This is a genomic window from Nonomuraea sp. NPDC005650, from assembly GCF_040605375.1.
In the GTDB taxonomy this organism is placed as follows: domain Bacteria; phylum Actinomycetota; class Actinomycetes; order Streptosporangiales; family Streptosporangiaceae; genus Nonomuraea.
Genome location: NZ_JBEXCR010000029.1, coordinates 93,682 through 118,744, shown reverse-complemented (window position 1 = coordinate 118,744; position 25,063 = coordinate 93,682). Strand labels below are relative to the sequence as shown.

Sequence of the window (25,063 nt, the reverse complement as noted above, 5' to 3'; positions counted from 1 at the left end):
TTAGCCTGACCACGCTAGATCAACTTTATCCATGCAAACGGGACAAGCCCGTTGCCGTCGATGCGTGAAGGTGACACCGATGTTGAACTACGGCCTCGACCTGTCCGCCATAGAGCTCGACCTCGCTCTGCCCGACCTGGCAGCCGAAGGGGATGAGCTTGACGCCCTGGTATCGGCGCAGGCCGACTGGTCGAAGCCGACGCCGGCAGCGGGATGGACGATCGCCCACCAGATCGCCCATCTTGCCTCAGCCGACGCGAACGTCCTCATCGCCCTGCGGACCCCGGAGGCGTTCGAGGCCGTGCTGAAGCAGGCGGAAGCCGCAGGCAGCCGATACGCCGACCTCGACGCCGCCGCGGGGGCGGCCAGACCGCGATCGGTGCTGCTGGAGCAGTGGCGCGCCGGTCGCGCCGAGGTGGCGGCGGAGCTACGTGACGTTCCGCCGGACCACGGGTTTCCGTGGTACGGGGCGCAGTTGACCACAGCGCTCATGGTGCCGCTTCGGCTGATGGAAACCTGGGCTCACGGGCAGGACGTCTTCGATGCGCTGGGTGCCTCACGCCGTCCGACGGGCCGGCTCCGGCATGTGGCCTCGCTGGGAGTGGTCGGGCGAGAGCTGTCGTTCTATGCCGCGCAAGTGCCTGGTCCGGCGGAGCCGTTCCGGGTCGAGCTGACCGGTCCCGACGGCCAGACCTGGGCATGGGGGCCGGAAGACGCCGCGCAACGGGTTCAGGGCAGCGCCCTCGACTTCTGCCTCCGAGTCACCCACCGCAGGTCCCGGGCCCAGACCGACCTCACGGCGGTCGGCGAGGACGCGGACAAGTGGCTGGACATCGCTCGCGTTTTCCTCTGATGAGGCAAGTGGCGAGGTACGCCCCTTGACCAGACTTAAACAAGAACCCATGATAAGTGCCCATGCGACGTCGAGCACTCCCCTTACTCTGCGTTACCTTGCTGCTCGCGCCATTCGGACCATTCACGCCGGCCGCCCTGGCCGGTCCGAACGCCGCGCAGCTATGGGTCGAGAGTCCGCAGAAGACCGTCTATCGCACGACGACCGTCCCGCAGAGGCCGAGCACCTCCATCGACCTCGTAGCCGCCCGCGGTGAATACGAGAGCGCGCAGATCGCCGTGCGCGCGAAAGAACGGCTGCGCATCGAGCGCGTCCGATTCGGCGACCTCACGGCAGGCGGCAGGCGGCGGATCGCGGGAGCCAACCTGAGCTACCACTTCGTCGCCTACAAGGACGACAGCAAGGTCGCGGCGAACCCGTTCTTCCCCGACCGCGCGGGCAACCCGCTCTATCCCGAGTCGGCCATGCCGGACCCGCTGTCCAACGACCGGGCGACCTGGGTCGAGGCAGGTCGGACCCAGCCCGTCTTCGTGACCGGCTTCGTGCCACGCGGTACGGCGCCCGGCACCTACAGCGGCACGGCCACGGTCGAGACGACCCGTGGCAGCTACCCGGTCCCGATCCGGCTCAGCGTGCGCGACGTCGAGATCCCCGCGATCGACAAGTCACCGTTCACCAACTACCACTGGACGATGACGAACGGCTTCACCTGGGACGGCTTCAGCTGGAACGGCGAGGCCGGTCAGCCCTACGACGTCGGCAAGTACTACTACGGCGTCGACACCTACAGCGACGCGTGGTTCGGCCTCATGGACGAGTTCGCACGCAAGCTCGCCGAATACCGCACCAACATGGTCTGGCTCCGTACCGACCTGTTCCTGCAGTCCACCGGCACGGAGCTGTCGGACTTCGTCAAGGGGATCCCGGGCGACATCGACTGGACGAACTTCGACCGCTACGTCGAGGCGTTCAAGCGGCACGGGATCACGAACTTCGCGAACCAGCATCTCGTTCACGCGCTGAACAAGATGCCGGACAACGAGAAGCCCGACGACAGCTGGAACACCAAGCTGCCGGACAGCCTGCCGGTCACCGACGCCTTCCTGACGAACTACCTGACCGCGCTGCACGAGCACCTGAAGAGCAAGGGCTGGACGAAGGGCCTGACGTGGTACCAGCACATTCGTGACGAGCCCATCAGCGCCGACCAGCGCAACCTCTGGACCTATGTCGCGCGCAAGATCCAGCAGATCAACGCGGACCTCGGCGCTGATTTCCGCACCATGGACGCCGACCCCGACGGCATCCTGCTCGACGACAGGACCAAGCCCTATGTCGACACCTGGGTTCCGCTGACGCCGGCATTCGAGCACAAGAAGGCCGGCTACAAGGCACAGCAGGCCGCGGGTCAGGATCTGTGGGTCTACACGTGTGAGGTCAACACTCCCCCGTGGCTCAACCGGTTCTGGACCCAGCCGACGATGACCGGCCGCATGCTGTACTGGGACCTTGAGCGCGAGGGCGTGCAGGGTCATCTGCACTGGGCGTGGAACGCGTGGTACGTGGGTCCCTGGAAGGGCGACTCCTACATCGTCTATCCCGACAAGGCCAACCAGACGGTGAAGAGCAGCCTGCGGCTCGAGGCACAACGCGACGGCCTGGAGGACTACGAGCTCCTCTATATCCTGAAAAAGCGCGACCCGGCACTGGCGCGGCAGATCGTCGACAGCGCGATCAGCCCGGACGACCCGCGGCGCTACACCCTCGACCCGGGATATCTCGACACCCTGCACAACTACCTCGTGCGGGCGGCCGCGGGCGAGAGCGTCGGTGCGGTTCCCCAGCCGACCAGCCCGTACGAGGGGCAGGACGTCCCGGACACGTTCCTGCTCGACAGCACCGACGACGGCATCGGCTACTCCCCCGGCTGGGCGCCGCGCCAGCGGCAGTCCGCCTATCTCGGCAGCGTCCACATCAGCAAAACCGCCGGTGACAAGGCGGCCTACGAGTTCGAGGGCACCGGTGTCGACGCGTTCTTCGAGAAGAACACGACGACCGGCAAGGTGTCCGTGTCGGTCGACGGCGGCCCGGCGACGGTGATCGACCTCTACGAGGCGGTCCAGTACGACCGCTTCACCGCGTTCCGAAAGACCGGGTTGACACCGGGCAGGCACCGGATCGAGATCACCAACCTCGAGGACAGAGAGGTGCGGTTCGACGGATTCCGCGTGCGTCTCGCGCCTGGGCAGCAGCACTTCGACGCGACGTTGAAGGACCTGAAGCTCACCGGCGTCTCGGAATTCGCCTTCGAGGGGCATCGCGGTGACTACGCGCTGCTCGTCGATCAGGGGGCGAGCACAGTCGGCCTGACCCCGACGCTGAGCGACGCCGGCGGCACGATCACCGTCGACGGCAGCGCCGTGGCCGACGGCGCGACCGTCGACGTCAACGTGGCGAACGGCAAGAACAAGGTCGAGATCCGCACTCTGGCAAGCGACGGCCGGACCGCGAAGACCTACCGGCTCACGCTCGTGAAGGGCGCGGTGAACACCGCGGACGCCAACGTCGCCCGCGACTATTCGGCGGTGTCGGCTTCGGCGGCCCGTGACGGCGACGGCGGCGTCCAGTACGGCCCCCAGAAGATGGTGGACGGCGAGTACGGCACGATGTTCGCCGCCAAGCAGGGCTACACCGACGCGAACCCGTTCCCGCACGAGATCGTGCTGGACTGGAACGAGCCGAAGGCGTTCAACACGCTCGTGGTCGCCACCCGTGGCGGCATTCCGCAGGGGCTGACCGACGTCGACGTCGAGGTCTCGGCCAACGGCACCGACTGGACGACGGCCGCGCGGGGCGTCGCGTTCCGATGGACGCGCGATGACGACGACGGGGTCATGGAGTATTCGGTCGCCGACCTTCCCGACCTGCAAGGCGTCAGGAAGCTGCGCCTGAAGATCAACGATGCGAACTACACCCGGTGGAGCATGTATGCCGTCTATGAGCTGGAGCTCTACAACCTCCCGGCTCTCAGTCCGGCGGCGAGCGGCCGGACCGGGTAGCCGCCGGTGAGCACGCCGACGGACGGCCGATGAACGGGCACGATCCGCGGTGACCGGCGGGGCCCGTGGCCATGAACCAGGCGACGGGCCCAGGCGCGCTGCCCGATCCCGTCAGGACAACGGCTTCGGGAGGGGGGCGTCGAAGTCATAGAGGCGGGCGTCGACGTGATCGAGCGCGCGCCGTACCGCGCCCAGGACCACGGCCTGCTCCCCCAGGTCGGAGACCACCACCACGGGAGGTTCGAGGCAGAACGGGTCCAGATGCCGGCGCACCGGCGCGAGCAGCACGTCGCCCGAGCGTGAGACGCCACCGCCGAGCACCACCAGCTCGGGATCCACGGTCAGCACCAGGGCGGCGATGCCTTCCGCCAGGTCGCGCGCGTACTGCTCGATCGCCCACTGCGCGGCCGGGTCGCCGGACCTGGCCGCGGCGAAGACCTGGGCTGCGGCGTCCCGCGGCGGCGTGCCGGGCGGCAGGCCCTGGAAACCGGTCAGATGGACGGGCGCGCGGTGCCAGCCGACCAGCGGCAGCGCGCCGATCTCCCCCGCGCCGCCCCTGGCTCCCTTGAGCAGCTTGCCGCCCACCACGATGCCCGCGCCCGTACGCACGCCGGACAGCACGAACACCAGGTCGTCGACGCTGTGGGCCTGGCCGCGCCAACGCTCGGCGAGCGCGGCCAGGTTGCAGTCGTTCTCCACCAGCACGGGGCAGTCGAAGCTCGCGCGCAGCTCACCCGCCAGATCGAGGCCCGTCCACTCGGGAAGGGCGACCGACAGCTTCACCACGCCCTCGGCGGTCACCACGCCGGTGGTGCCCACGCAGACAGCAGCGATGCGGTCGGCGGTCAGCCCGGCGGCCTCCAGCGCTGCCGCGATCACCGTCCTGAGGCCCGCCAGCCGCTCCGCGCGGCCGGCGGTGGCGGCGATCTGTTCGTCGCGCGCGGCCACGACCGCGCCCTCCAGATCGGCGACGGTGGCCCTGAGCGTGTAGGAGCCGATGTCGATCCCGAGCACGTGGCCGCCCGTCGCGTGGAAGGCGAACAACCTGGCCGGCCGCCCCATCTGACCGCTCTCCGGCGGCAGCTCCCTGAGCCAGCCCGCCGCCAGCAGCTCCTCGACCAGGCCCTCCACGGTCGGCCTTGAGAGCGCCGCCCCCTTGGCGAGGTCGGTCAGCCCGAGCGGACCCTGCGACCGGACCGTACGGAGCGTCGTCACGAGATTGATCCGGCGAAGCCGCGAGGTGTCGCCGCCACGGATTGTCACGCTTCCCCCCTTGACAGATCTTCCGTCGCAGAAATAAAAACAGTCTTCATTAGTATGTTACAACTCGTAGGGGATGCGGATGGTCACTCTTGCCGTGATTGGGGCGGGCCTGCGCGGCACCGGCTACGCCAGGCTAGCGCGGGAAGGCGGGTTCGCCGAGGTCGTGGCCGTCGCCGAGCCCGACCGGGACAGGCGGGCGGACCTCGCGGCCGAGCACGGCATCCCGGCCGAGCGCGTCTTCGCCGACTGGCGGGACCTGCTGGCCGGCGAGCGGCTGGCCGACGCGGTGATCATCGCCACGCAGGACCGCCTGCACCTCCAGCCCGCCGTACGCGCGGCCGAGCTGGGTTACCACATCCTGCTGGAGAAGCCGATGGCGCCGACGGAAGCGGACGCCGCGGCCATCGCCGCGGCCGCCGACCGCAACGGCGTGATCCTGGCGGTCTGCCACGTGCTGCGCTACGCGCCTTACACCACCACCCTCAAGAAGCTCCTGGACGAGGGCAGGATCGGCCAGATCATGAACATCCAGCACCTGGAGCAGGTCGGATGGTGGCATCAGGCGCACTCCTTCGTACGGGGGAACTGGCGGAACGAGGCGGAGTCGGCCCCGATGCTGCTCGCCAAAGCCTGTCATGACCTCGACTGGATCGTGCACATCAAGGGCGAGGTGCCCGAACGGGTCTCCTCCTTCGGCAAGCTCGTCCACTTCACCGAGGAGGGCAGGCCCGCGGGGGCCGCCGACCGTTGCCTGGACTGTCCGGTGGAACCCACCTGCCCCTATTCCGCCCGGCGGCTGTACATGGACTGCCTCGCCGATCCGGGCCGGCACGTCTGGCCGCTCGGCGCCGTCACCCGCGACTTCACGGAGGAGGGCGTGCTCACGGCCCTGCGCGAGGGCCCGTACGGCAGATGCGTCTACGCCTGCGACAACGACGTGGTCGACAGCCAGGTAGTGATCATGGAGTTCGCCGACGGCACGAGCGCCACCTGCACCATGACCGCGTTCGGCGCGCTCGAGCACCGGAAGACCAGGATCTTCGGCACGCGCGGCTCGATCGAGTGCGACGGCGAGACGCTCCGCGTCCACGACTTCCTCACCGACGAGGTGTCGTCGGTCGACGCCCTCGCCGGAGCGGACGCCTCGGCCGCCTCCGGGCACGGAGGGGGCGACGGGGCGCTGATGGAGGCGTTCCTCGCCGCCGTCCGCGACAACAACCCGGCCCTCGTCCCGAGCGACGCGCAAGCCAGCCTCGCCACGCACCGGGTGGTCTGGGCCGCGGAGCAGGCCAGGCGCACCCGGACCGTCGTCACGATAGGAAAGGCCCCCCACCATGCGTAAAATGACGGCTCTCCTCCTGATAGGCGCCCTCGGCCTGGCCGCCTGCGGCAAGAAGAACAGCGGCGAACCCGCCCAGCAGTCCCTGTCCTACCGCTCGTCCTGGGGCGCGGCGGAGCCCCAGGCGAAGATCATCAAGACGATCATGGACGATTTCGCCAAGGAGACCGGCACCAAGGTCGACCTGAAGTTCGTCGGCCGCACCGGCAACGAGAACCTCAACGCCGAGATGGCCTCCGGCCAGGGCCCCGACCTGTTCGACACCACCACCGGCGACATCGACACCCTGACCGCCCAGCAGATCGTCGGCCCGATGGACGACGTGGAGAACGCGCAGGTCCCCGGCGAGGGAAAGACGGTCAAGGACGTGCTCCCCGAGCCGGTACGGCGGGCCTCCTCCGGCAAGAACGGCCTGGCCTTCGTGCCGCACACGATCATCTCCACCGCCGTCTGGTACGACGCGGCCAAGCACCCCGGGCTGAACCCGCAGACCTGGGAGGAGTTCATCGCCTTCCTCGACGAGTGCAAGAAGGCCGGCCGCACCCCCATCGGCCAGGACGGCACCATCGCCTTCTACAACGTCTACTGGTTCTACGGCCTGCTGGTGGGCGCCAACGGCGCGGGAAGCCTGGCCGAGCTGGCCAAGGACCCCGCCAACTGGGACAAGCCCCAGGTGCTCGACACGGCGAAGAAGATCGAGCAGCTCGCCAAGGGCGGCTACTTCCAGCGGGACTTCATGGCGACCAAGTACCCCGCCGCGCAGAACGCCTGGGCGCAGGGCACGTACGACCTCAACATCAACGGCACCTGGCTGGCCAGCGAGGTCCAGCCCCAGCTGGCTCCCGGCTTCAAGGTCGCCTCGTTCCAGCTGCCCACCGGCGGCAAGAGGTCCATCGAGGTGGGCACCCTCGGCTGGGGCGTGAACGCCAGGGGCAAGAACGTCGGGACGGCCAAGAGGTTCCTGGCTTTCGCGCTGCAGAAGAAGTACATGGAGCAGTTCTCCACCGTGGCGCTGAACATCTCCTCGCGCGGTGACGTGCCCGCGCCCGCGCACATGGCGGACGTGCAGAAGGCGGTGCTGGAGGCCAAGGAGACGCACCTGAGCTACGACTACGCGGGCGCCGACAAGACCTGGTGGGGCGACATGTTCCTGCCGCTGAACGACAGGCTCCTGTCCGGCAAGATCGACGCGACCACGTTCGTCCGCGAGGGCAAGAAGCGGACGGCCGAGCACCTGGCGACCGGGTGAAAACCTACGAACGGGCCTTCTGGCCCTTCCTGCTGCCCGCACTCCTGGTCTACACCCTGCTGTTCGTCGCGCCCTCGCTGTTCGGGATCTGGATCAGTCTCACCAGATGGTCGGGACCCGGCTCGGAGATGACCTGGCGCGGGCTGGACAACTACGTGGCGCTGCTGCACAACGAGGTCTTCGCCACGGCCTTCACCAACACCTTCGTGATGGCGATCGTCGGCGGCGGCCTGATCTTCGGCTTCACCTTCCTCGCCATGGTCGTGCTCAGGCAGCTCAAGGGGCGGGCCTTCATCCGGGCCGTCGTCTTCCTGCCGCTGATCATCTCGCTCATCGCGATCGGCGCGGCGGTGGGCTTCCTGCTCAACCCCGAGGGCGCGGTCAACACCGTGCTCGGCTGGGCCGGCCTGGACCCGCAGCCCTGGCTCGGCCCCGAGATGGTGCTCCGCTGCATCGTGGGCGGGCTGGTCTGGTCGAGCACCGGCTTCTACGTCGCGCTGATGATGTCGGCCGCCGACGCCATCCCGGCGCACGTGTACGAGGACGCCCAGCTCATCGGGGCCACCAAATGGGAGCAGTTCCGGCACATCACGCTGCCGCTGACCTGGGACGTCTTCGCCGTCTCCGCCGTCCTCTGGGTGGTCGGCAGCTTGAAGATCTTCGACATCGTGCTGGCCTTCACGACCGCGGGCACCACCGCCGCACCGCCGATCCCCGCCCGCACGATCGCGGTGCAGCAGTACATCGTGGTGAAGGGCGCCGGCCTGCCGGAGCTCGGAAGCGCGGCGGCCATGGGCGTGATGACGCTCCTCGTGACAGCCGTACTGATCGTGCTGACCCGGCGCATCACCAGGCGCGATCGAGTGGAGCTGTCATGAGACGTCTGATCGGGGACATCCTGCTGCCCAGGGCCACGGCCGTCGCCCTGTGGGCCTGGGTGGCCTTCAACCTCGCCCTGATCGGGTGGGTGGGCATCCAGTCGCTGAAGGACTCGCGGGACGTGTGGCTGCATCCGTTCGCGCTGCCGACGAGCCCACGATGGGACAACTTCGGCTCGGCTTGGCAGGCGGCCGAGTTCTCCGCCGCGGCCTTGAACAGCGTGGTGCTGACCGCGTTCGGCGCCGTGCTGATCGTGGCGGTGTCCGCCCCCGCCGCCTATGTCCTGGCCCGCTCAAGCAGGCGCGTCGCCGGCCCCGCGATCAACTATTTCGCGATGGGGCTGAGCATCCCGCTGCAGACGATCCTGGTGCCGATCGTCGTGGTCAAGCTGTCGGTCTACACGTTCATGGAGGACTGGGTCACCGGCTGGTGGGACAACCGCATCACCTTGCTGGTCTTCCAGGTGGCGCTGTCGGTCCCCTTCGCCGTGTTCGTGCTCACCGGGTACATGAGGTCGCTGCCGCACGAGATCGAGGAGGCGGCCGAGATCGACGGAGCCGGCCCGCTCCGCGCGTTCGTCCAGGTCATCATGCCTGTGGCCAGGCCGGGGCTGACCACCGTGTTCGTGCTCAACGTCATGGGCCTGTGGAACGAGACCCTGCTCGCCCTGCTGATCGCCCCTCTCCCCGAGGAACGCAACCTGCCCGCCGCCCTCCTCGGTCTGTACAGCAGCATGCAGTACAGCTCCGACTGGGGCGGCATGTTCGCGGGCATCGTGATCCTGGTCTATCCCATGATCGTGCTCTACATCTGGCTGGGCCGCCGCATCGTCGACGGCATGACCGCCGGAATCAGCAGATGACCCGCAAAGGACGGTCTTGTGCGTGCCTTCTCCGTCGCTGACGGCTCGTTCCGGCTGGACGGCGCCGAGTTCAGGGTGCTGTCGGGCGCACTGCACTACTTCCGCGTGCACCCCGGGCAATGGAGGCACCGGCTCGCCATGGTGCGCGCCATGGGCCTCAACACGGTCGAGACCTACGTGCCGTGGAACCTGCACGAGCCGCGGCCGGGAGACTTCCGCCGCCTGGACGACCTGGGCGCGTTCCTCGACGCGGCGGCGGCCGAAGGGCTCCTGGCGATCGTGCGGCCCGGACCGTACATCTGCGCCGAATGGGACAACGGCGGGCTGCCCAGCTGGCTCACCGGGACCGTCCGCGCCGGCGACCCCGGCTACCTGGCCCACGTCGACCGCTACTTCGACCGGCTGATCCCCCAGGTGGCCGAGCGCCAGGTCACCCGCGGCGGCAACGTGATCATGGTCCAGGTGGAGAACGAGTACGGCTCCTACGGCAGCGACCACGCCTACCTGCGCCACCTGGCGGACGGCCTGATCGGCCGCGGCGTCGAGGTGCCCCTGTTCACCTCCGACGGGCCGGCCGACCACTGCCTGACCGGTGGCACGATCGACGGCGTGCTGGCCACGGTCAACTTCGGCTCCGAGCCGGAGCAGGCCTTCGCCGCGTTGCGCGCCCACCGGCCGGACGACCCGCTGTTCTGCATGGAGTTCTGGTGCGGCTGGTTCGACCACTGGGGGCACGAACACGCCACCCGCGACCCGCAGGACGCCGCGGACACCCTGGAGCGGATCCTCGCCGCGGGAGCGTCGGTGAACCTGTACATGGCGCACGGAGGCACCACCTTCGGCACCTGGGCGGGCGCCAACCGCACAGGGGACGACAGCGCCGGCCCGTGGCGGCCCACAGTGACCTCCTACGACTACGACGCGCCCATCGACGAGCGCGGCGCGCCCACCGAGAAGTACCGGCTGTTCAGGGACGTGCTCTCCCGCTACGGCGGCGAGCCCACCGACGTGCCCGACGTGCCCGCCACGCTGCCTCCCGCCACGCTACGCCCCACGGGGTCGGTGCGGCTGCACGAGGCGCTGGAGGCCATCGCGGGGCCGGAGACCACCGCGCCGGTGCCGCCGACGTTCGAGGACCTGGGGCTGGACCACGGCCTGGTCCTGTACCGGACGACCGTTCCCGGACCGCGCGGGACGTACCCGCTCACCCTGCGCGGCGTGCACGACCGCGCGCACGTCTTCGTCGACGGCCGCCTGGCGGGCGTCGTCGAGCGGGACGCCGATCCTCCCGAACTGCTCGCGACCGGGCACGCCGCCCTGGAGATCCTCGTGGAATCGATGGGACGGACCAACTACGGCCCGCTGCTCGGCGAGCGCAAGGGCATCCTCGGCGGTGTCCTGCACCACCTTCAATACGTGCACGGATACACGGCGCGGCCGATCCCGCTGGAGGACGTCTCGCGGCTGAGCTTCCGGCCGGGGACGACGGGCGAGCCGCTTTCGTTCTTCCGCACCACGTTCGAGGTGGGCGAGCCCGCGGACGCGTTCCTGGCGCTGCCCGGCTGGGGCAAGGGGTACGTCTGGATCAACGGCGTCCTGCTGGGCCGCTACTGGAAGCGAGGACCCCAGCGGACCCTTTACCTCCCGGCGCCCCTGCTCGAAGCGGGCGTCAACGAGATCGTCCACCTGGAACTGGACCAGGTGGGCGCCCTGCTGGAGATCCGCGCCCGGCCCTCGCACGCCCGGTAGCCGAGGAGTGCCTGCCGGGAGGCCGGGCAGGTCGCATGACCTGCCCGGCCTCCCGGCAGGCGCGGACTAGCTGGGGAGCATGGCCCGGGTGGCCGTGGAGACCACCATGTCCTTCTGGGCCGAGGTCATCAGCCCGGCCGCGACCCACTCCTCCGCGGTGCGGGTCACGGTGGACACGAACTGTCCCTGGTTCGCGAAGGGCGCGTTCTTCCAGACCGCGTCGAGGAAGGTCACCGAATCCGCCCGCTCGCGGTTGGGCACGCCGGAGTCGATCCTCCCGAAGACAATGGTCGGCTCGACGCGCCGGAAGTAGGCGTGGTAGCGGTCGGTGTTGTTGAGGTAGAGGGGGACCAGCGGCAGGCCGTTCGCGGTGAAGCTCATCGGCCCGGTGGACGTGACGGCGCGCGCGAGGTCCCCGGACAGGGTGAAGTCCTTGTAGAAGGAGAATTGACGGTAGGTGGTCTGGGTGCTCTTGGCGACCATCGGCACCGGCCCGTAGGCGATGCTCTGGATGGTCGGGACGTCCAGCGCCTTCTCGATCCGCAGCGAGAACGGCATCGTGATCCGCACGATGTCGCCGCTCCGCCACTGCCGGTCGAGCGTGACGTACTCGCCCGGCTTGGCGTCGAGTTGCTGGTCGGTCGCGTTGACCGAGACCGAGAAGCCCTTCTCCACCCAGTACGGCACCCGCAGCTTCACCACCAGCCGGCCGTCGCCCGTGACCGTCAGCGTCGTCACCCCCGCGGGGTCGGCCGGGTAGTTCGTGACCTGCCTGATCACGAAGCCCTTCTCCGCCCAGTCGAGCTCCGAGGCCATGTAGAGGTTCACGTAGAGCGTCGAGTCGTCGGCGGAGCGGAAGTAGATCGAGTCCTGGAACTTGGTGTGGCTCTCCAGCCCGGTGCCGCCGCAGCAGGTGCCGAGGTTGCCGTACGTGCGCGCCGCACCCGGCCGCATCGGGATGAAGTAGGTCAGCAGCGGATTGGTGGTGCTGTCGGTGTTGCGGCGGGAGGCGAGGATCTGGCCGTAGAGCGCCCGCTCGTAATACTGCATGTATTTCGGGTCGGCGGTGTGGAAGAACAGGGCCCGGCTCAGCTTGAGCAGGTTGTAGTTGCAGCAGGTCTCGGCGTTGTTGGTGCCCAGGGTGCCGACGATGACGCCGCGCGCGCCGAAGAGCTCGCCGTTGTCGGCCGGACCGGCCAGGCCGCCGTCGGTGAAGATGCGGTACGGGACGACCATGTCCCAGAAGTTCACGGCCGCGTCGAAGTAACGGCGTTCCTGGGTCTGCTCGAAGACGGACAGGTATCCGATGAACTGGGGGATGTGCTGGTTGGCGTGTTTCCGGTTGAGCGTGTCCTGGTTGTCGACGGTGGCCGCCAGCAGGGCGGTGTTGTCGAAGCACTTGGCCGTCGCGAGATACTCCGCCTTGCCGCTGAGGGCGTGGAGGTCGGCCATCACGATGTTCATGCCGTTGTACTCGCCGGCGATGTAGATGCCCCACATGCGGTCGAGCTGGGCCCGCGGAAGGTGGCCCAGCCGGCTGTGGACCCAGTCGCCCATCTTCAGCACGATCTCGAGCGCCTGCTGGTTGCCCGCGTACCGGTAGGCGTCGAGCAGCCCTCTCATGATCATGTGACAGGTGTAGTACGGCGCCCAGATCGTGGGATAGGTCGTGTACTGCTCCAGCAGGATGAACTGCGTCTCGGGGTAGGCGGCCAGGAAGCCGGGGTGGCTCGGCCCGCCGGGCTGCCCGACCTTCGCGGCCAGCGCGTTCTGGCACTCGCCCAGTGCGGTGACCATGTAGTCGACCTTGTCCTGGTAGAAGGCGTCGCCGGAGCCCGCGCAGGCCAGGGCGAGGGCGCTGAGGAAGTGCCCGGTGTAGTGACCGCGCAGATTGCCGGTCGCGTCGTCCCAGCCGCCGGGTGGTTGCGCGCCCAGCGTGTCCAGACCGGCGTTGGCCCGGAAATTGGCCAGCATCCGGTCGGCCGGATAGGACCGCAGGAAGGTCAGGATCCGGTCCCGGTTGGCGGTGAACAGGCTCGTGCCCAGGGTGACCTGGCTGTTCGCGAACGGCTGCACGATCCAGCTGCCGGGCACCGGGGGGTCGTTCTGTGGCAGGGGAGCCGCGGCCTGGGCCGTTCCGCTGGGCATCGCCAGTGCGGACGGGGTGACGGCCGCCAACACCGCCAGTCGAAGCGCCTCGCGCCTGGGCACCATTTCTGACATCGCGCTGACCTCTTCCTCACTCGGGATCCGATGTGGAGGGCATGTGGGCGCGGAATGGTAGCGCTAACATTTTGTCCTGGAGCGAATCCGCTTTGTGCATGGTTGCTGTCCGATCGGCTCAGGTCGAAGGCGTCGCGCTTCATTCCAGGCCCACATTTCGGGAGTGTTAACGACCTCATTGGGCTCGTCAAGAGAGCGACAGGGCAGCGGCCGACGTTCTCGTGGACCGAGCGTCAAGAACTGTGGACGCTCCATCAAGGACTGTGCGCGCAGGCCGCACCATACTGAAATCCAAGCCGTACCTGAAAGGACTCCGCCATGCCCCACACCTACCGGCGCACCCTCGAACGCACCGGTGTGGCTCTCGGTCTCGCGCTCACCTCGATCATGGTCGCGGCCCCTCCCGCCTCGGCCCACGACCTGGGCTCGGCCGTCGTTTCAGAGGAAGGGTGCGGTTGGCCGAACGGCGGTTATTCGGTGCTCGACTGGGCCGATATCACCGATGACAGAAACAACATCACTCTGGCCACCGCTTATCTGTTGTGGAACGGCCAATATCAGGAAAACTGCGTGGTCACCAGAAGGGTCGGCCAAGCGCACGGCGTCACCGGCTTCACGGAGGCCATCTTGGAGCGCCAGGGCAAGAACCCCGTGTCTGACAGCGGGGCATACGCCCACTACGCGGCGGTCAGCGCCTACTCCGCGAACACGTGCGTCAGATGGTGGGCATCGGTCCAGACGCTCGGCGGCGGGCCCATCTGGGGCACCGGTCGCTCCAGCTGGGATAATTGTGGCTAGCCACTTTGAGTGCCGCTTTCACCGAGAAAGTGCCTGACTCAAAAGAGTGCGTCGCGCGTTACTTCATTTTCGTCGTGATCCCGGAGAGTGTGGACCGTACGCCCATCTCTGCAGGGAGGATGACGTTGTCGACATCCGTGCCGTTCCTCGATGTCCTGGATCCGGCTTTCGACTTCGGCGCCCCCGAGGTCCTCGCAGCCCAAGCGGAAAGCTGGTACGCGACGAGCCCCATCGGCCTGCTCGTGCTGCGATATGGGCAGGCCAATGAGCTCTTGCGCGACCGGAGGCTGGACCACAACGGCAAGCGGTACCTGGAGACGAACGGCATCTTCGACGGTCCGATCTACGACTGGTTCGTGCCGATGATCGTCAATCACGAAGGAGAGGACCACCGCCGCCTGCGCCGCCTGACGAGCAAGGCGTTCACCGCGCGCACCGTGGAGAATCTGCGGCCGTTCATCCGGGCGCAGGCCGAGCAGTTGACCGAGGGCCTGGCGTCGGGCGAGGGGTGCGAATTCGTCGAGGACTTCGGCGCCCGGCTGCCGCTGGCGGTCATGTGCCAGTTGCTCGGCGTGCCACCCGAGCACTACGACGTCTTCGGCACCTGGACCAGGGACATCGGCCTGGTCTTCAGCCTCGCCACCGGGGGCGAGGTCGTCGCCAGGGTGGAAGCCGCCGTACGCGGCCTGAACGACTATGCCGACTTCCTCATCGGGGAGAAGGCGGCCAGGCCCGCCGACGACCTCACCTCCGCCCTGGTCGCGGCCTGTCAGGCCGACGACGGCCGCGTCAGCGCGGACGAGTTGCGCAACCTCCTGGTCACGCTCGTGTTCGGCGCCCAGGACAACACCCGGTACCAGCTCGCCAACGCCATGGTCGTCTTCGCCGAGCACCCCGAACAGTGGACCCTGCTGGGGCGGCGGCCGGAACTGGCGGCTCAGGCCGTCGAGGAGGTGATGCGCTGGCTTCCCTCGGCGGGCACCATCTACCGCTTCGCCGCCGAGGACTTCGACTACGAGGGGCTGCACATCGCCCGGGAAACGTTCCTCACGATGTGCGTGAGCGCGGCCCAGCGCGACCCGCGTGCGCACAAGAACGCCAATCGATTCGACATCACGGCCGTCAGGGACAATCCGCCGCTGCAGTTCGGCGCGGGCCCGCACCACTGCCTGGGCGCGGCTCTCGCCCGCGTCGAGATCGGGGAAGCGCTGCCCATCCTCGCCGCGCGGCTGGGCCCGCCCTCCCACGCGGGGCCGATGGACTGGCAGGGCCCCCTCGGGATCCAAGGCCCGGACACGCTGCCGCTGCGCTTCGGCTGACCAGGACCCGCCGCCCGCGGTGCAGCCCAGGCCGCCGAGTCGTGGGTGCGGCGTGCTGACGCTTCCGCCCTTTCGCGGCGCGGGCCGCCGACGGCCGGCTCAGCCGGTCAGCAGGGGAAGCGCCCCGAAGGCGTGGTCCTGCCACAGGCGGCGCGAGGTCTCCTCCGGGTATGCCTCGATCGACGGCGGCGTGTCGAAGATCCGGGTCAGGCGCTGCCGGGAGTCGTACGCGGGCCAGCCCGGGTCACCGGAGGTCGCGAAGGACGTCCAGGCCGTCCGGATCTGGGACGTCAGCTCGCGGGCCGCGGCGGTGTGCTCGGGGCCGATGGCCGCCGGGCCCAGGTGGGCGTCGTAGGTGCCGAACAGCAGCGGGCCGTCCAGGCCGTGGCAGGCGCGCATCACTCCGCCGTTGCCCGGCGACTGCCAGGCCAGCTCGTACAGGTGTGCCCGCCCGCCCCCGGCCGCCTGCGCCTCGGCCAGGCGCAGCGTCGGCATTCGGAACAGCCAGTCGGTCTGCACGAGCTCGTACAGCTCCTCGGCGGACGCGTCGGGGAAGGCCGCGCGGTAGGCCCGCTCGCCGTCCTCGCCAGGGCCGAAGTGACGCAGCGCCTCCGTCGCCTGCTCCTCGGTGATCTTGCCGAGCTGTCCGGAGAAGAGCAGGAACGTACGGTACTCGTCGCGGGTGTGGCCGATGACCAACTCCACGTCCCGTCCGGCGCCGCCCGCCAGCGCCTGCCAGGGCGCGGCCGGCAGCACCTCGCCGTCGACGACCGGCGAGAACAGGGTGAGCGTGTGCGCGAACGGACCCCAGCGGTCCTCGTACTGCCGCATCTTCGGCTCCAGTGCCTGGGCGACCGCGGGCAGTTGCCGCGGATCCACGCCGGACAGCTCCCCGGCCGTCGGGCGCAGGCCCGCCTCGGCGGCGATGGCCGCCGCGACGTCCCTGGCCAGGGCGTCGGAGAAGTACGTGCCCGGCAGGCTCTGCCCGACGGCGCGCCGGAACAGCCCCGCCGCGCTCGGCATGGCCATCAGCGCGGCGATGGACCCGGCACCGGCAGAATCGCCGAGCACGGTCACCTGGCCGGGGTCGCCGCCGAACGCCGTGATGTTCTCCCGCACCCACTCCAGGGCGGCGACCTGGTCGAGCAGGGCCCGGTTGGCGGGCGCGCCGTCGATGTGGGCGAACCCCTCGACGCCGAGACGGTAGTTCAGCGACACGAAGACCACGTCGCCGTCGCGGGCGATGTGCCGGGCGTCGTAGCCGGGGCTGCCGGAGAAGCCCAGCTTGTACGCGCCACCGTGGATCCACACCATCACCGGGCGGCGGGCGGCCGGGTCGGGGTCGGGCGTCCAGACGTTGACCGTCAGCCAGTCGTCGCCCGTGCCCATGAAGAGGTCCCCGCCGTCGCGGCCGGCCATGCTCACGTCCTGCGGGGCCGGCGGGCCGAACGCGAACGCCTCCCGCACGCCGTCCCAGCCGCGCACGCGCCGCGGCGCCTGGAAGCGGGCCTCGCCGACCGGGGGTTCGGCGTACGGGATGCCGCGGAAGACGGCCAGGCCGTCCTCCGTGCGGCCGCGCACCACACCAGCGGCGGTACGGACCTCGGGCTCCTCGGCTGCGGACATGGCGGCTCCTCATTTCTAAGTCGACTGATTTAACTGTTGTCCATTTTTTGACACTTGTCTAATGTTGGGGCGTGCAGGATCGACAGGACCGCCGGGTGCGCCGCTCCCGCGCCGCCCTCATGGCCGCCGCCGTACGCCTGGTCTCCGAGCGCGGCACCACGGCCCTCCCCGTCGGCGACCTCTCCGACGCCGCAGACGTCAGCCGGCAGCTCGTCTACCTGCAGTTCGGGGACCGTGACGCGCTCCTCGTGGCGGCCGCGACCGACCTGGTCGAACGGGAGCTCATTCCCGAGGCCGGAGACGAGAGCGCGCCGCCCCGCGCGCGCATGCTGGCGATGGCCCGGCACTTCGCCCGGCACCGGCCCTTCTACCGCGCGATGCTCACCGGATCCTGCGCCTTCCCCATGACCCGGGCCCTGAACCAGCTGTTCGGCTCGCTCATCACCGTGTCGGGGCTGCGGGAGGTGTTCGGCGACCTCGACGACGCCACGGCGCGGGACCTGGCGGCGCTGATCGCCGGCGGGACCGGCACGATCGTCAACGACTGGCTGATCGACGCCGACGACCCCCTCGACCCCGACGCGCTGGCCGACCGCCTGCTGCGCCTCTCGACCGTCCTCGCCCGAGGAGCCCACACACCAGGAGTCCGTACACCAGGAGACAACCCCATATGAACCTGAACAGCCTCCTCGTCCAGCGCATGCTGCGCCTGCCCCCGCCCCTGACCAGGGACCTGACGGTCGAGCGCGACCTGCGCGTCCCGATGCGCGACGGGGCCGTGCTGCTGGCCGACCGCTGGGCGCCGAAGACCGGCGGCGACGGCCTGCCCACCGCGCTCATCCGCATCCCCTACGGCAGGGCCGGCCTGGCCGCGGGCCCGATGGCCCGCCCGCTGGCCGAACGGGGCTTCCAGGTGCTGATCCAGAGCACCCGGGGCACGTTCGGCTCCGACGGCCCCTTCGACCCGCTGCGCCGCGAGCGCGAGGACGGTCTCGACACCCTGGAGTGGGTGATCGGGCAGCCCTGGTTCGGCGAGTCGATGATCCTGTACGGCTCCAGCTACCTCGGCTTCGTCCAGTGGGCGGTGGCCGACGCCGTGCCACCGCAGGTCAAGGCCATGATCCCGGCGGTCTCCGAGTCGGCGCTCACCCTGGAGTTCCTGCGCGGGGACGGCTTCTCCCTGGAGACCCCGTTCGTCTGGGGCGTCCAGGTGGCGGGCCAGGAACGCCCGCTCGCGATGCCGCGCCAACTGCTGAAGGCCAAGAAGGTCCAGAACGCGCTGCGCACCCTGCCGCTGAACCAGGCCGACACCGCCGCCCTGGGCCGCCACGACGACTACCTCCAGAACGTCCTCGCCCACGACGCCGCCAGCCCGTTCTGGCAGGGCCTCGACCACCGGCACCGGGTCGCCGGCATCCAGGTGCCGGTGAGCTCCGTCGGCGGCTGGTACGACATCTTCCTGCCCGGCCAGCTCCGCGACCACCAGGCCCTGCAGGACGCCGGGCGCTCCCTCGTCCGCCTCACCGTCGGCCCCTGGGCGCACGTCTCCATGGGCGTCGGGCAGACGGCCGCCGCCGAGGCCCTCGACTTCGGCCTGGCCCTGGCCAGGGGCGAGGAGCCGGCCGAGCGCGCCCCGGTACGCCTGTACGTCATGGGCGAGGAGAAGTGGCGCGACTTCCCGTCCTGGCCGCCGCCGGGATACGAGCCCCGGCGCTTCCATCTCCAGCCGGGCGGCGCCCTGGCCACCGAGGCGCCCGCCGACTCGGCCCCCGACGGCTACCGCTACGACCCGGCCGACCCCACCCCCGCAGTCGGCGGCGTCCGCATGGCCTTCGGCGAGAAGGCCGGCCGGGTCGACAACGCCGCCCTTGAGGCCCGGCCCGACGTCCTCACGTACACGACGTCCGCGCTGGACGAGGACGTCGAGGTCATCGGCGAGGTGAGCGCCGAGATCTTCTTCCGCTCCAGCCTCCCCCATGCCGACGTGTTCGTCCGGCTGTGCGACGTCGACGCCGGCGGCCGCTCCACCAACGTCTGCGACGGCCTGGTCAGCCTCACCGGCGCCGACGAGATCACCCCCGCCACGGTGACCCTGTGGCCGACCGCCTACCGCTTCGCCCGCGGCCACCGCATCCGCGTCCAGGTCTCCAGCGGCGCCTTCCCCCGCTACGACCGCAACCCCGGCACCGGCGAACCCCGCGCCACCGCCACCGCCCTCCGCACCGCCGACCAGCAGGTCTTCCACGACCCGAGGCACCTGTCGGCGGTGCTCCTCCCCGTGCGCTGACCGCCCCGTCTGATGGCGCCGTCAGGCGAGTTCGTACGTCCAGCCGGAGGCGAGGGAGGAGGAGACCCGAACCTCGCCGCCGGAGCGGGTGACGGTGAACCGGGCGGGCTCGCCGGAGGCGTGATCGGTGACGGTGAGGGCGGTCTCGCCGTCCGGTCCCGGGTAGACGCGCAGGGTCAGGCCGTCGAGATAGTCGTAGTCCGGCCGGTCGTCCCTGGCGCCGACGGGCAGGACGGCGCCTTCGCGCACGTAGATCGGCATCGAGGTGAAGCCGTGCCGCTCGGTGCGCCAGCGCCCGCCCTCGACGCGCTCCCCTGTCAGGTAGTTCGTCCACGTGCCGTCGGGCAGGTAGAGCTCCACCGTCCCGTCGGGAGTGAAGACGGGGGCGACGAGCAGATCCGGGCCGAGCAGGTACTGGGTGTCGAGGTGGGCGGCGTTGCGGTCGCCGGGGAACTCCATCGCCATGGGCCGCATCAGGGGCGTCCCGCTCTCGTGCGCCTGGACACCCGCCTGGTACAGGTACGGCATCAGGCGCAGCTTGAGCTTCGTGAACAGCCTGGTCACCGCCACGGCCTCCTCGTCGAAGGCCCACGGAACGCGGTAGGAGGTGGAGCCGTGCAGCCGCGAATGGGAGGACATGAGCCCGAAGGCGACCCAGCGCTTGAACACGCCGGGGTCGGGGGTGCCCTCGAAGCCGCCGATGTCGTGGCTCCAGAAGGAGAAGCCGGAGAACGCGAGCGACAGGCCGCCGCGCAGGGTCTCCGCCATGGACCCGTACGTCGATCCCGAGTCGCCGCCCCAGTGGACCGGCAGCCGCTGGCCGCCCGCGGTCGCCGACCGCGCGAACAGCACCGCCTCGCCCCGGCCGCGGCGCTCTTCGAGCACCTCGAACACCGCCGTGTTGTAGAGGTGCGTGTAGAGGTTGTGCATGCGTTCGGGCGCGGAGCCGTCGAAGTAGGCGACGTCGAGCGGGATGCGCTCCCCGAAGTCGGTCTTGAACGCGTCGACCCCCTGGTCCTGCAGCGCGCGCAGCTTCGACTGGAACCAGCGGGTCGCGTCGGGGTTGGTGAAGTCGACGAGTCCCATGCCGGCCTGCCACAGGTCCCACTGCCAGACCGACCCGTCCGGACGCTTCAGGAGGAAGCCCTGCTCGGCGGCCTCGGCGAACAGCGGTGAGCGCTGGGCGATGTAGGGGTTGATCCACACGCAGACGCGCAGGTCCTTGGCGTGCAGGCGGGCCAGCATGCCCTCGGGGTCGGGGAAGACCCGCGGGTCCCACTGGAAGTCGCACCAGTTGAACTCGCGCATCCAGAAACAGTCGAAGTGGAAGACCGACAGCGGCAGGTCGCGCTCGGCCATGCCGTCGATGAACGAGGTCACCGTCTGCTCGTCGTAGTCGGTGGTGAACGAGGTCGACAGCCACAGGCCGTAGGACCAGGCGGGCAGGCGCGCGGGGCGGCCGGTGAGCGCGGTGTAGCGTTCCAGGATCTGCTTGGGGGACGGCCCGTAGATCACGAAATACTCGAGGCTCTCCCCCGCCACCGAGAACTGCACGCGTTGCACCGTCTCCGACCCGATCTCGTACGAGACGTGCCCCGGATGGTTCACGAAGACGCCGTATCCACGGTTGGTGAGGTAGAACGGCACGTTCTTGTAGGCCTGCTCCGAGGAGGTCCCGCCGTCGGCGTTCCAGATCTCCACCGTCTGGCCGTTCTTGACCAGCGGCCCGAAGCGTTCGCCCAGCCCGTAGACCACCTCGCCCACGTCCAGCGCGAGCTGCTGGGCGAGGTGGACGCAGGCGCGGGCGCCGCCGACCGGCGGCGGATCGACCTGCGCGTCCGCGGCGAGCCGGAAGAAGCCGATCGATTTGGGGCCGCTGGAGGTCAGCGGGCGCCCGTCGGCGTGGAAGGACAGGTTCCAGGGGGCTCCTGGCGCCATGGTCGCGCTCAGCGTGCCGCTGGTGAGCGTCGTGGCGCCGTCCGTTTTGACGATGCCGTGGCCCTCCTCGGCGCCGACGAGGTCGAAGCCGCGGTCGTCGCTCAGGTGGTGCTCGACGCGGACGCGGATCACGTTCTCCAGGGGTGACGACAGCCGCAGCGAGAGGACCGGCCGGTTGAGGGTGTCGCCCCGGCGGCTGATCACGGCGGTGGGCGCGGTGACGGTGAACGCGTCCTCGCCGGCCTGGATGTCGTACGCCTCCGCCGCGTACAGCGCGGTGACGCCGGGGCGCAGTTGCCAGAGCCCGTCGGTGAACTTCATCGGCAGGTCATCCCTTCAATCCGCCGGCCAGCAGGTCGGCGCGCCAGAACCGCTGCAGCACCAGAACGAGGGCGATCAGCGGAATGACGGAGACGGCCGAGCCCATGATGACCAGCGGGTACAGGTCGCTGTCTCCGGCGCCCTTGCCCAGGAACGTGTACAGGCCCAGGGTGATCGGGTATTTGTCCTGGTCGGAGAGCATGATGAAGGGCAGCAGGAAGTTGTTCCAGATGCCGACGAACTGCAGCAGGAGCACCGTGACGAGCCCGGGCGCCATCATGGGCAGCACGATGGCGCCGAAGATCCGGGTCTCCCCGGCACCGTCCAGGCGCGCGGCCTCCAGCGTGCTCTGCGGGACGGAGGCGGCGGCGAAGACCCGGCACAGGAAGATGCCGAACGGGTTGATGATGACCGGCAGCAGCACCGACCAGTGGGTCCCGGCCAGGCCGACGGCGGCCATCAGCAGATACTGCGGGACGGCCAGCACGATGCCGGGCACGAGCACGCCGGCGAGGATCACCGAGAACAGGAGTTCACGCCCGCGGAAGCGGAACTTGGCCAGCGCGTAGCCGGCCATGGCCGACACCATCGTCGACAGGATCGCGCCGACGCCGGCGTAGAGCAGCGAGTTGAGCCCCCACTTCCAGAACTGGCCGTCGCCGTAGGAGCTCAGGTTGGCCAGGTTGTCGAGGAGGCCGGTGCCGGGGGCGAAGGAGAAGGTGGTGAACAGCTCGCGCGGCGTCTTGGAGGCGGCGATGACCACCCAGGCCACCGGGGTCAGGCAGTACAGCGCGCCGAGCAGCAGCACGATCAGCGGGAGGCGTGGCCGCCGCGCCGCCGCCGGGCGGCGGCGTTGGTGCTGGCGGAACTGGCGGTCACCGGTGCGGGGTACGGCGGTCATGCGTTGTCTCCGAAGGTCCGGCGCTGGAAGAACCGCAGCAGCAGCAGCGAGATGACCAGGATGCCCAGGGCCAGCACGACGGAGGCGGCCGCGGCCCCGCCGAGGTTGTCGTTCGAGAACGCCTCCTGGTAGATCTTCATCAGCGGCACCCAGGTGAAGCTGATCGTGGTCGTCATCGGCCGCAGCGTGGCCGGTTCGCTGTAGAGCTGCAGCGTGCCGATCACGGAGAACAGGCCGGTGAGCACGAGCGCGGGGGCGACGAGCGGGATCTTGATGCGCCAGGCGATCTGCCACTCGCTCGCCCCGTCGATGCGGGCCGCCTCGTAGATGGAGGTGGGGATGGCACGCAGCGACGTGAAGATGATGATCATGTTGAAGCCGACACCGGACCACAGCGCGATGTTGGCCAGCGAGAAGTACAGGGCGGGGAAGCCGAAGAAGTCCAGCGGCCCGGCGTGCAGTTGCCTGGCGATGTAGGTGAGCGGGCTGGTGCTGGGCAGGTACAGGAAGCCCCACAGGAGGCTGGCGATCACACCCGGCACCGCGTACGGCAGGAAGATCGCGGTGCGGGTGAAGCCGCGCGCCCGCACCCTGGGGGTGTCGAGCAGCAGCGCGAACAGCAGGGCCAGGCCCAGCACGCTGGGGATGGCGATGACGCCGTAGAGCAGGACCCGGCCGAGCCCGGCGACGTATTCGGGGTCGGAGAGCGCGGCGGCGTAGTTGTCGAACCCGATGAAGGCTTCCACCCGCCGCCCGAACGCGCCGCCGCCTTCGATGCGGAAGCCGCGGAAGCTCAGGTAGACGGCGTAGCCGATCGGGATGATCAGGAACAGGGCGAAGAAGACGATCGCGGGCGTGGCGAACAGCCACGGGGTGGCGACGGCGCGGACGCGCAGGCGTCGCCCGGAGCTGGCGGGCATGAGATGTCCAGGGAGGGGTCGAGCCGAGGGCCCCGGGCGGACCCTCGGCGTCTTACTTGGTGACGGTGTAGCCGGACTTCTGCAGGTCGGCGACGACGGCCTGCTGCGTGGCCTGGTAGACCGCGCGGAAGGAGGTCTTGTCGAGCGCGGCCTTGTTGAGCGCGTCACCGAAGGCGCTCTGGGCGATGTTCACGTTGGGTCCCCAGGTCACCGGGATGGTGGTGTTCTTGATCACCTGGTCGGTGACCTGGTAGAAGTCCTTCTGCTGCGGCATCAGCTTAGGCGGCTCGTGGGTCAGCGTCGCCTGGCGCCCGGCGTTCCCACCGGGGTAGATGTCGAGCGTGAGCTGCAGCTTGGAGCCCTCGTTGGAGGCGCCCAGCCAGGCCGCGAAGGCCGCGGCCTCCTTGGCGTGCTTCGACTTGGCCGGCACCAGGTAGGCGGATCCGCCCAGGAACGGGACGGCGGGGTCGCCGGGCGTCCACTGCGGCAGCGGCGCGGACTCCCACTTGCCGGCGGTGTCGGGCGCCACCGAGTGGATGACGCTGGGCGCCCAGGCCGCGGCGGCCCAGCTCAGGATCTTGCCCTTGTTGACCTGGGCGTTCCACTCGGGCGTGAGCAGCGGCTCGACCTTGACCAGGTCCCGCTGCACGAGGTCCTGCCAGAAGTCGGCGGTCTTCAGCGACGGCTCGCTGTCGATGCCGACCTTCCAGGCGTTGCCGTCGGTGCTCCACCACTGGGCGCCGGCTTGGGCGGCCTGGGCGGCGAAGAACTCGAGCTGGTTGGCGGCGAAGCTGGCGATGTAGGCGTCGGGGTCCTTCTTGTGGATCTGCTCGGCGGCCTTGGCGTACTCGGCCCAGGTGGTGGGGACCTTGACGCCGTACTTGTCGAACAGGTCCTTGCGGTAGGTGAACGCCATCGGCCCGATGTCCTGGGGCACGCCGTAGACCTGGTTGTTGAAGGTGGTCAGGGCCCAGATGTTGGGATCGATGCCCGCCTTGGCGGACGCCACGTCGGCGGTGATGTCCTTGACGGCTCCGGAGACCACCATGGCGGGCACGGCCCGATACTCCAGCTGGATGACGTCGGGGGTGTCTCCCGCCTTGTCGGCGGCCAGCACCTTGGAGGCGGTTTCGGAGGTTCCGCCGACCTCCGAGAGCTTGATCGTGACGTTGGGGTTTTCCTGGTGGTACTTGTCGATGATCGCCTGGGCCGCCGGGTTGCCGTTCTTGAGGTTCCAGGTCCAGACCTGGAGCGTGACCGGCCCGCCCGCGCTCGCCGTGCCCGAGGAGGGGGTGCCGGCGGACGAGCAGGCGGCCAGCGAGGCCGCCAGGGCGAGCGCCAGCGTCGCGGCGCCCAGCTTCGTCCGGGGTCGGCGGCGTCGGGGCGGGGTCGGTGGGGTCATGACGGTCTCCTGGGCGAGGGGTGGTGCGCCTCGGCGGGAATGCCGGGGTCGTGCGTTGGGATCTAACCTGATGTT

18 protein-coding genes are annotated in these 25,063 nt (G+C 69.5%); 11 read left to right on the top strand and 7 right to left on the bottom strand.

What is annotated here, in order from left to right; translation table 11 throughout:
* Positions 1 to 79: 79 nt before the first annotated feature.
* Both ABZS69_RS41380 and ABZS69_RS41375 read left to right on the top strand, forming a co-directional pair.
* On the top strand, positions 80 to 853 hold the full coding sequence (locus tag ABZS69_RS41380; RefSeq protein ID WP_355381993.1) for a TIGR03084 family metal-binding protein: 774 nt from the start codon (positions 80 to 82) through the stop codon (positions 851 to 853).
* A 98-nt stretch (positions 854 to 951) separates the two neighbouring features.
* Positions 952 to 3,912 (top strand): glycoside hydrolase domain-containing protein, encoded by a 2,961-nt coding sequence (locus tag ABZS69_RS41375; protein ID WP_355381991.1) that lies wholly within the window; start codon positions 952 to 954, stop codon positions 3,910 to 3,912.
* A 111-nt stretch (positions 3,913 to 4,023) separates the two neighbouring features.
* Here the strand turns inward: ABZS69_RS41375 and ABZS69_RS41370 are convergent, their stop codons facing one another.
* Complete coding sequence (locus tag ABZS69_RS41370; RefSeq protein WP_355381989.1) at positions 4,024 to 5,175, bottom strand: ROK family transcriptional regulator; 1,152 nt, start codon at positions 5,173 to 5,175, stop codon at positions 4,024 to 4,026.
* A 79-nt stretch (positions 5,176 to 5,254) separates the two neighbouring features.
* Between ABZS69_RS41370 and ABZS69_RS41365 the strand changes: the two genes are divergently transcribed.
* Genes ABZS69_RS41365 through ABZS69_RS41345 form a run of 5 tightly spaced genes read left to right on the top strand, consistent with a single transcriptional unit; the run spans position 5,255 to position 11,253 of the window.
* Entirely contained in the window at positions 5,255 to 6,517 is a 1,263-nt protein-coding gene (locus ABZS69_RS41365) for a Gfo/Idh/MocA family oxidoreductase (protein WP_355381987.1), read from the top strand.
* Between the two features lies 1 nt (position 6,518).
* Positions 6,519 to 7,763, top strand: a complete 1,245-nt coding sequence (locus ABZS69_RS41360; RefSeq protein ID WP_355381985.1) for an extracellular solute-binding protein — start codon at positions 6,519 to 6,521, stop codon at positions 7,761 to 7,763.
* Positions 7,760 to 8,641 (top strand): sugar ABC transporter permease, encoded by an 882-nt coding sequence (locus ABZS69_RS41355; protein WP_355381983.1) that lies wholly within the window; start codon positions 7,760 to 7,762, stop codon positions 8,639 to 8,641. The genes ABZS69_RS41360 and ABZS69_RS41355 overlap by 4 nt, the downstream gene beginning before the upstream one ends.
* On the top strand, positions 8,638 to 9,504 hold the full coding sequence (locus tag ABZS69_RS41350; RefSeq protein WP_355381981.1) for a carbohydrate ABC transporter permease: 867 nt from the start codon (positions 8,638 to 8,640) through the stop codon (positions 9,502 to 9,504). The genes ABZS69_RS41355 and ABZS69_RS41350 overlap by 4 nt, the downstream gene beginning before the upstream one ends.
* An 18-nt stretch (positions 9,505 to 9,522) precedes the next feature.
* The gene (locus ABZS69_RS41345) at positions 9,523 to 11,253 is read left to right on the top strand and encodes a beta-galactosidase family protein (RefSeq protein ID WP_355381979.1); all 1,731 of its coding nucleotides are present in this window, start codon (positions 9,523 to 9,525) and stop codon (positions 11,251 to 11,253) included.
* A 66-nt stretch (positions 11,254 to 11,319) separates the two neighbouring features.
* Here the strand turns inward: ABZS69_RS41345 and ABZS69_RS41340 are convergent, their stop codons facing one another.
* On the bottom strand, positions 11,320 to 13,476 hold the full coding sequence (locus ABZS69_RS41340) for a beta-L-arabinofuranosidase domain-containing protein (RefSeq protein WP_355381977.1): 2,157 nt from the start codon (positions 13,474 to 13,476) through the stop codon (positions 11,320 to 11,322).
* A 318-nt stretch (positions 13,477 to 13,794) separates the two neighbouring features.
* Between ABZS69_RS41340 and ABZS69_RS41335 the strand changes: the two genes are divergently transcribed.
* Together ABZS69_RS41335 and ABZS69_RS41330 are read left to right on the top strand one after the other, a co-directional pair.
* Positions 13,795 to 14,274, top strand: coding sequence for a hypothetical protein (locus tag ABZS69_RS41335; protein WP_355381975.1), 480 nt, complete (start codon positions 13,795 to 13,797; stop codon positions 14,272 to 14,274).
* Positions 14,275 to 14,399: 125 nt separating this feature from the next.
* Positions 14,400 to 15,593, top strand: coding sequence for a cytochrome P450 (locus ABZS69_RS41330; protein ID WP_355381973.1), 1,194 nt, complete (start codon positions 14,400 to 14,402; stop codon positions 15,591 to 15,593).
* Positions 15,594 to 15,692: 99 nt separating this feature from the next.
* Here the strand turns inward: ABZS69_RS41330 and ABZS69_RS41325 are convergent, their stop codons facing one another.
* Entirely contained in the window at positions 15,693 to 17,219 is a 1,527-nt protein-coding gene (locus tag ABZS69_RS41325) for a carboxylesterase family protein (RefSeq protein WP_355381971.1), read from the bottom strand.
* 71 nt (positions 17,220 to 17,290) lie between these two features.
* Between ABZS69_RS41325 and ABZS69_RS41320 the strand changes: the two genes are divergently transcribed.
* Both ABZS69_RS41320 and ABZS69_RS41315 read left to right on the top strand, forming a co-directional pair.
* The gene (locus tag ABZS69_RS41320) at positions 17,291 to 17,893 is read left to right on the top strand and encodes a helix-turn-helix domain-containing protein (RefSeq protein ID WP_355381969.1); all 603 of its coding nucleotides are present in this window, start codon (positions 17,291 to 17,293) and stop codon (positions 17,891 to 17,893) included.
* Positions 17,890 to 19,506: a CocE/NonD family hydrolase gene (locus ABZS69_RS41315; protein ID WP_355381967.1), complete on the top strand. Its 1,617-nt coding sequence runs from the start codon at positions 17,890 to 17,892 to the stop codon at positions 19,504 to 19,506. The genes ABZS69_RS41320 and ABZS69_RS41315 overlap by 4 nt, the downstream gene beginning before the upstream one ends.
* A gap of 21 nt (positions 19,507 to 19,527) precedes the next feature.
* Here ABZS69_RS41315 and yicI read toward each other — a convergent pair whose 3' ends face one another.
* Genes yicI through ABZS69_RS41295 form a run of 4 tightly spaced genes read right to left on the bottom strand, consistent with a single transcriptional unit; the run spans position 19,528 to position 24,988 of the window.
* Positions 19,528 to 21,765 carry an alpha-xylosidase gene (yicI, locus tag ABZS69_RS41310; protein WP_355381965.1) on the bottom strand — a complete coding sequence of 746 codons (2,238 nt, stop codon included), beginning with the start codon at positions 21,763 to 21,765 and terminating at the stop codon, positions 19,528 to 19,530.
* Between the two features lie 7 nt (positions 21,766 to 21,772).
* Complete coding sequence (locus ABZS69_RS41305; protein ID WP_355381963.1) at positions 21,773 to 22,666, bottom strand: carbohydrate ABC transporter permease; 894 nt, start codon at positions 22,664 to 22,666, stop codon at positions 21,773 to 21,775.
* Entirely contained in the window at positions 22,663 to 23,586 is a 924-nt protein-coding gene (locus ABZS69_RS41300; RefSeq protein ID WP_355381961.1) for a sugar ABC transporter permease, read from the bottom strand. Before ABZS69_RS41300 ends, ABZS69_RS41305 begins: the two co-directional genes overlap by 4 nt.
* 52 nt (positions 23,587 to 23,638) lie before the next feature.
* Entirely contained in the window at positions 23,639 to 24,988 is a 1,350-nt protein-coding gene (locus ABZS69_RS41295) for an extracellular solute-binding protein (RefSeq protein ID WP_355381959.1), read from the bottom strand.
* Positions 24,989 to 25,063: the final 75 nt, after the last annotated feature.

What these genes read in the sequence shown, in the direction of transcription:
- ABZS69_RS41380 (WP_355381993.1), top strand. Translation starts at nt 80, where the DNA reads ATGTTGAACTACGGCCTCGACCTGTCCGCCATAGAGCTCGACCTCGCT.
- ABZS69_RS41365 (WP_355381987.1), top strand. Translation starts at nt 5,255, where the DNA reads ATGGTCACTCTTGCCGTGATTGGGGCGGGCCTGCGCGGCACCGGCTAC.
- ABZS69_RS41360 (WP_355381985.1), top strand. Translation starts at nt 6,519, where the DNA reads ATGACGGCTCTCCTCCTGATAGGCGCCCTCGGCCTGGCCGCCTGCGGC.
- ABZS69_RS41350 (WP_355381981.1), top strand. Translation starts at nt 8,638, where the DNA reads ATGAGACGTCTGATCGGGGACATCCTGCTGCCCAGGGCCACGGCCGTC.
- ABZS69_RS41340 (WP_355381977.1), bottom strand. Translation starts at nt 13,476, where the DNA reads ATGTCAGAAATGGTGCCCAGGCGCGAGGCGCTTCGACTGGCGGTGTTG.
- ABZS69_RS41335 (WP_355381975.1), top strand. Translation starts at nt 13,795, where the DNA reads ATGCCCCACACCTACCGGCGCACCCTCGAACGCACCGGTGTGGCTCTC.
- ABZS69_RS41325 (WP_355381971.1), bottom strand. Translation starts at nt 17,219, where the DNA reads ATGTCCGCAGCCGAGGAGCCCGAGGTCCGTACCGCCGCTGGTGTGGTG.
- ABZS69_RS41315 (WP_355381967.1), top strand. Translation starts at nt 17,890, where the DNA reads ATGAACCTGAACAGCCTCCTCGTCCAGCGCATGCTGCGCCTGCCCCCG.
- yicI (WP_355381965.1), bottom strand. Translation starts at nt 21,765, where the DNA reads ATGAAGTTCACCGACGGGCTCTGGCAACTGCGCCCCGGCGTCACCGCG.
- ABZS69_RS41305 (WP_355381963.1), bottom strand. Translation starts at nt 22,666, where the DNA reads ATGACCGCCGTACCCCGCACCGGTGACCGCCAGTTCCGCCAGCACCAA.
- ABZS69_RS41300 (WP_355381961.1), bottom strand. Translation starts at nt 23,586, where the DNA reads ATGCCCGCCAGCTCCGGGCGACGCCTGCGCGTCCGCGCCGTCGCCACC.
- ABZS69_RS41295 (WP_355381959.1), bottom strand. Translation starts at nt 24,988, where the DNA reads ATGACCCCACCGACCCCGCCCCGACGCCGCCGACCCCGGACGAAGCTG.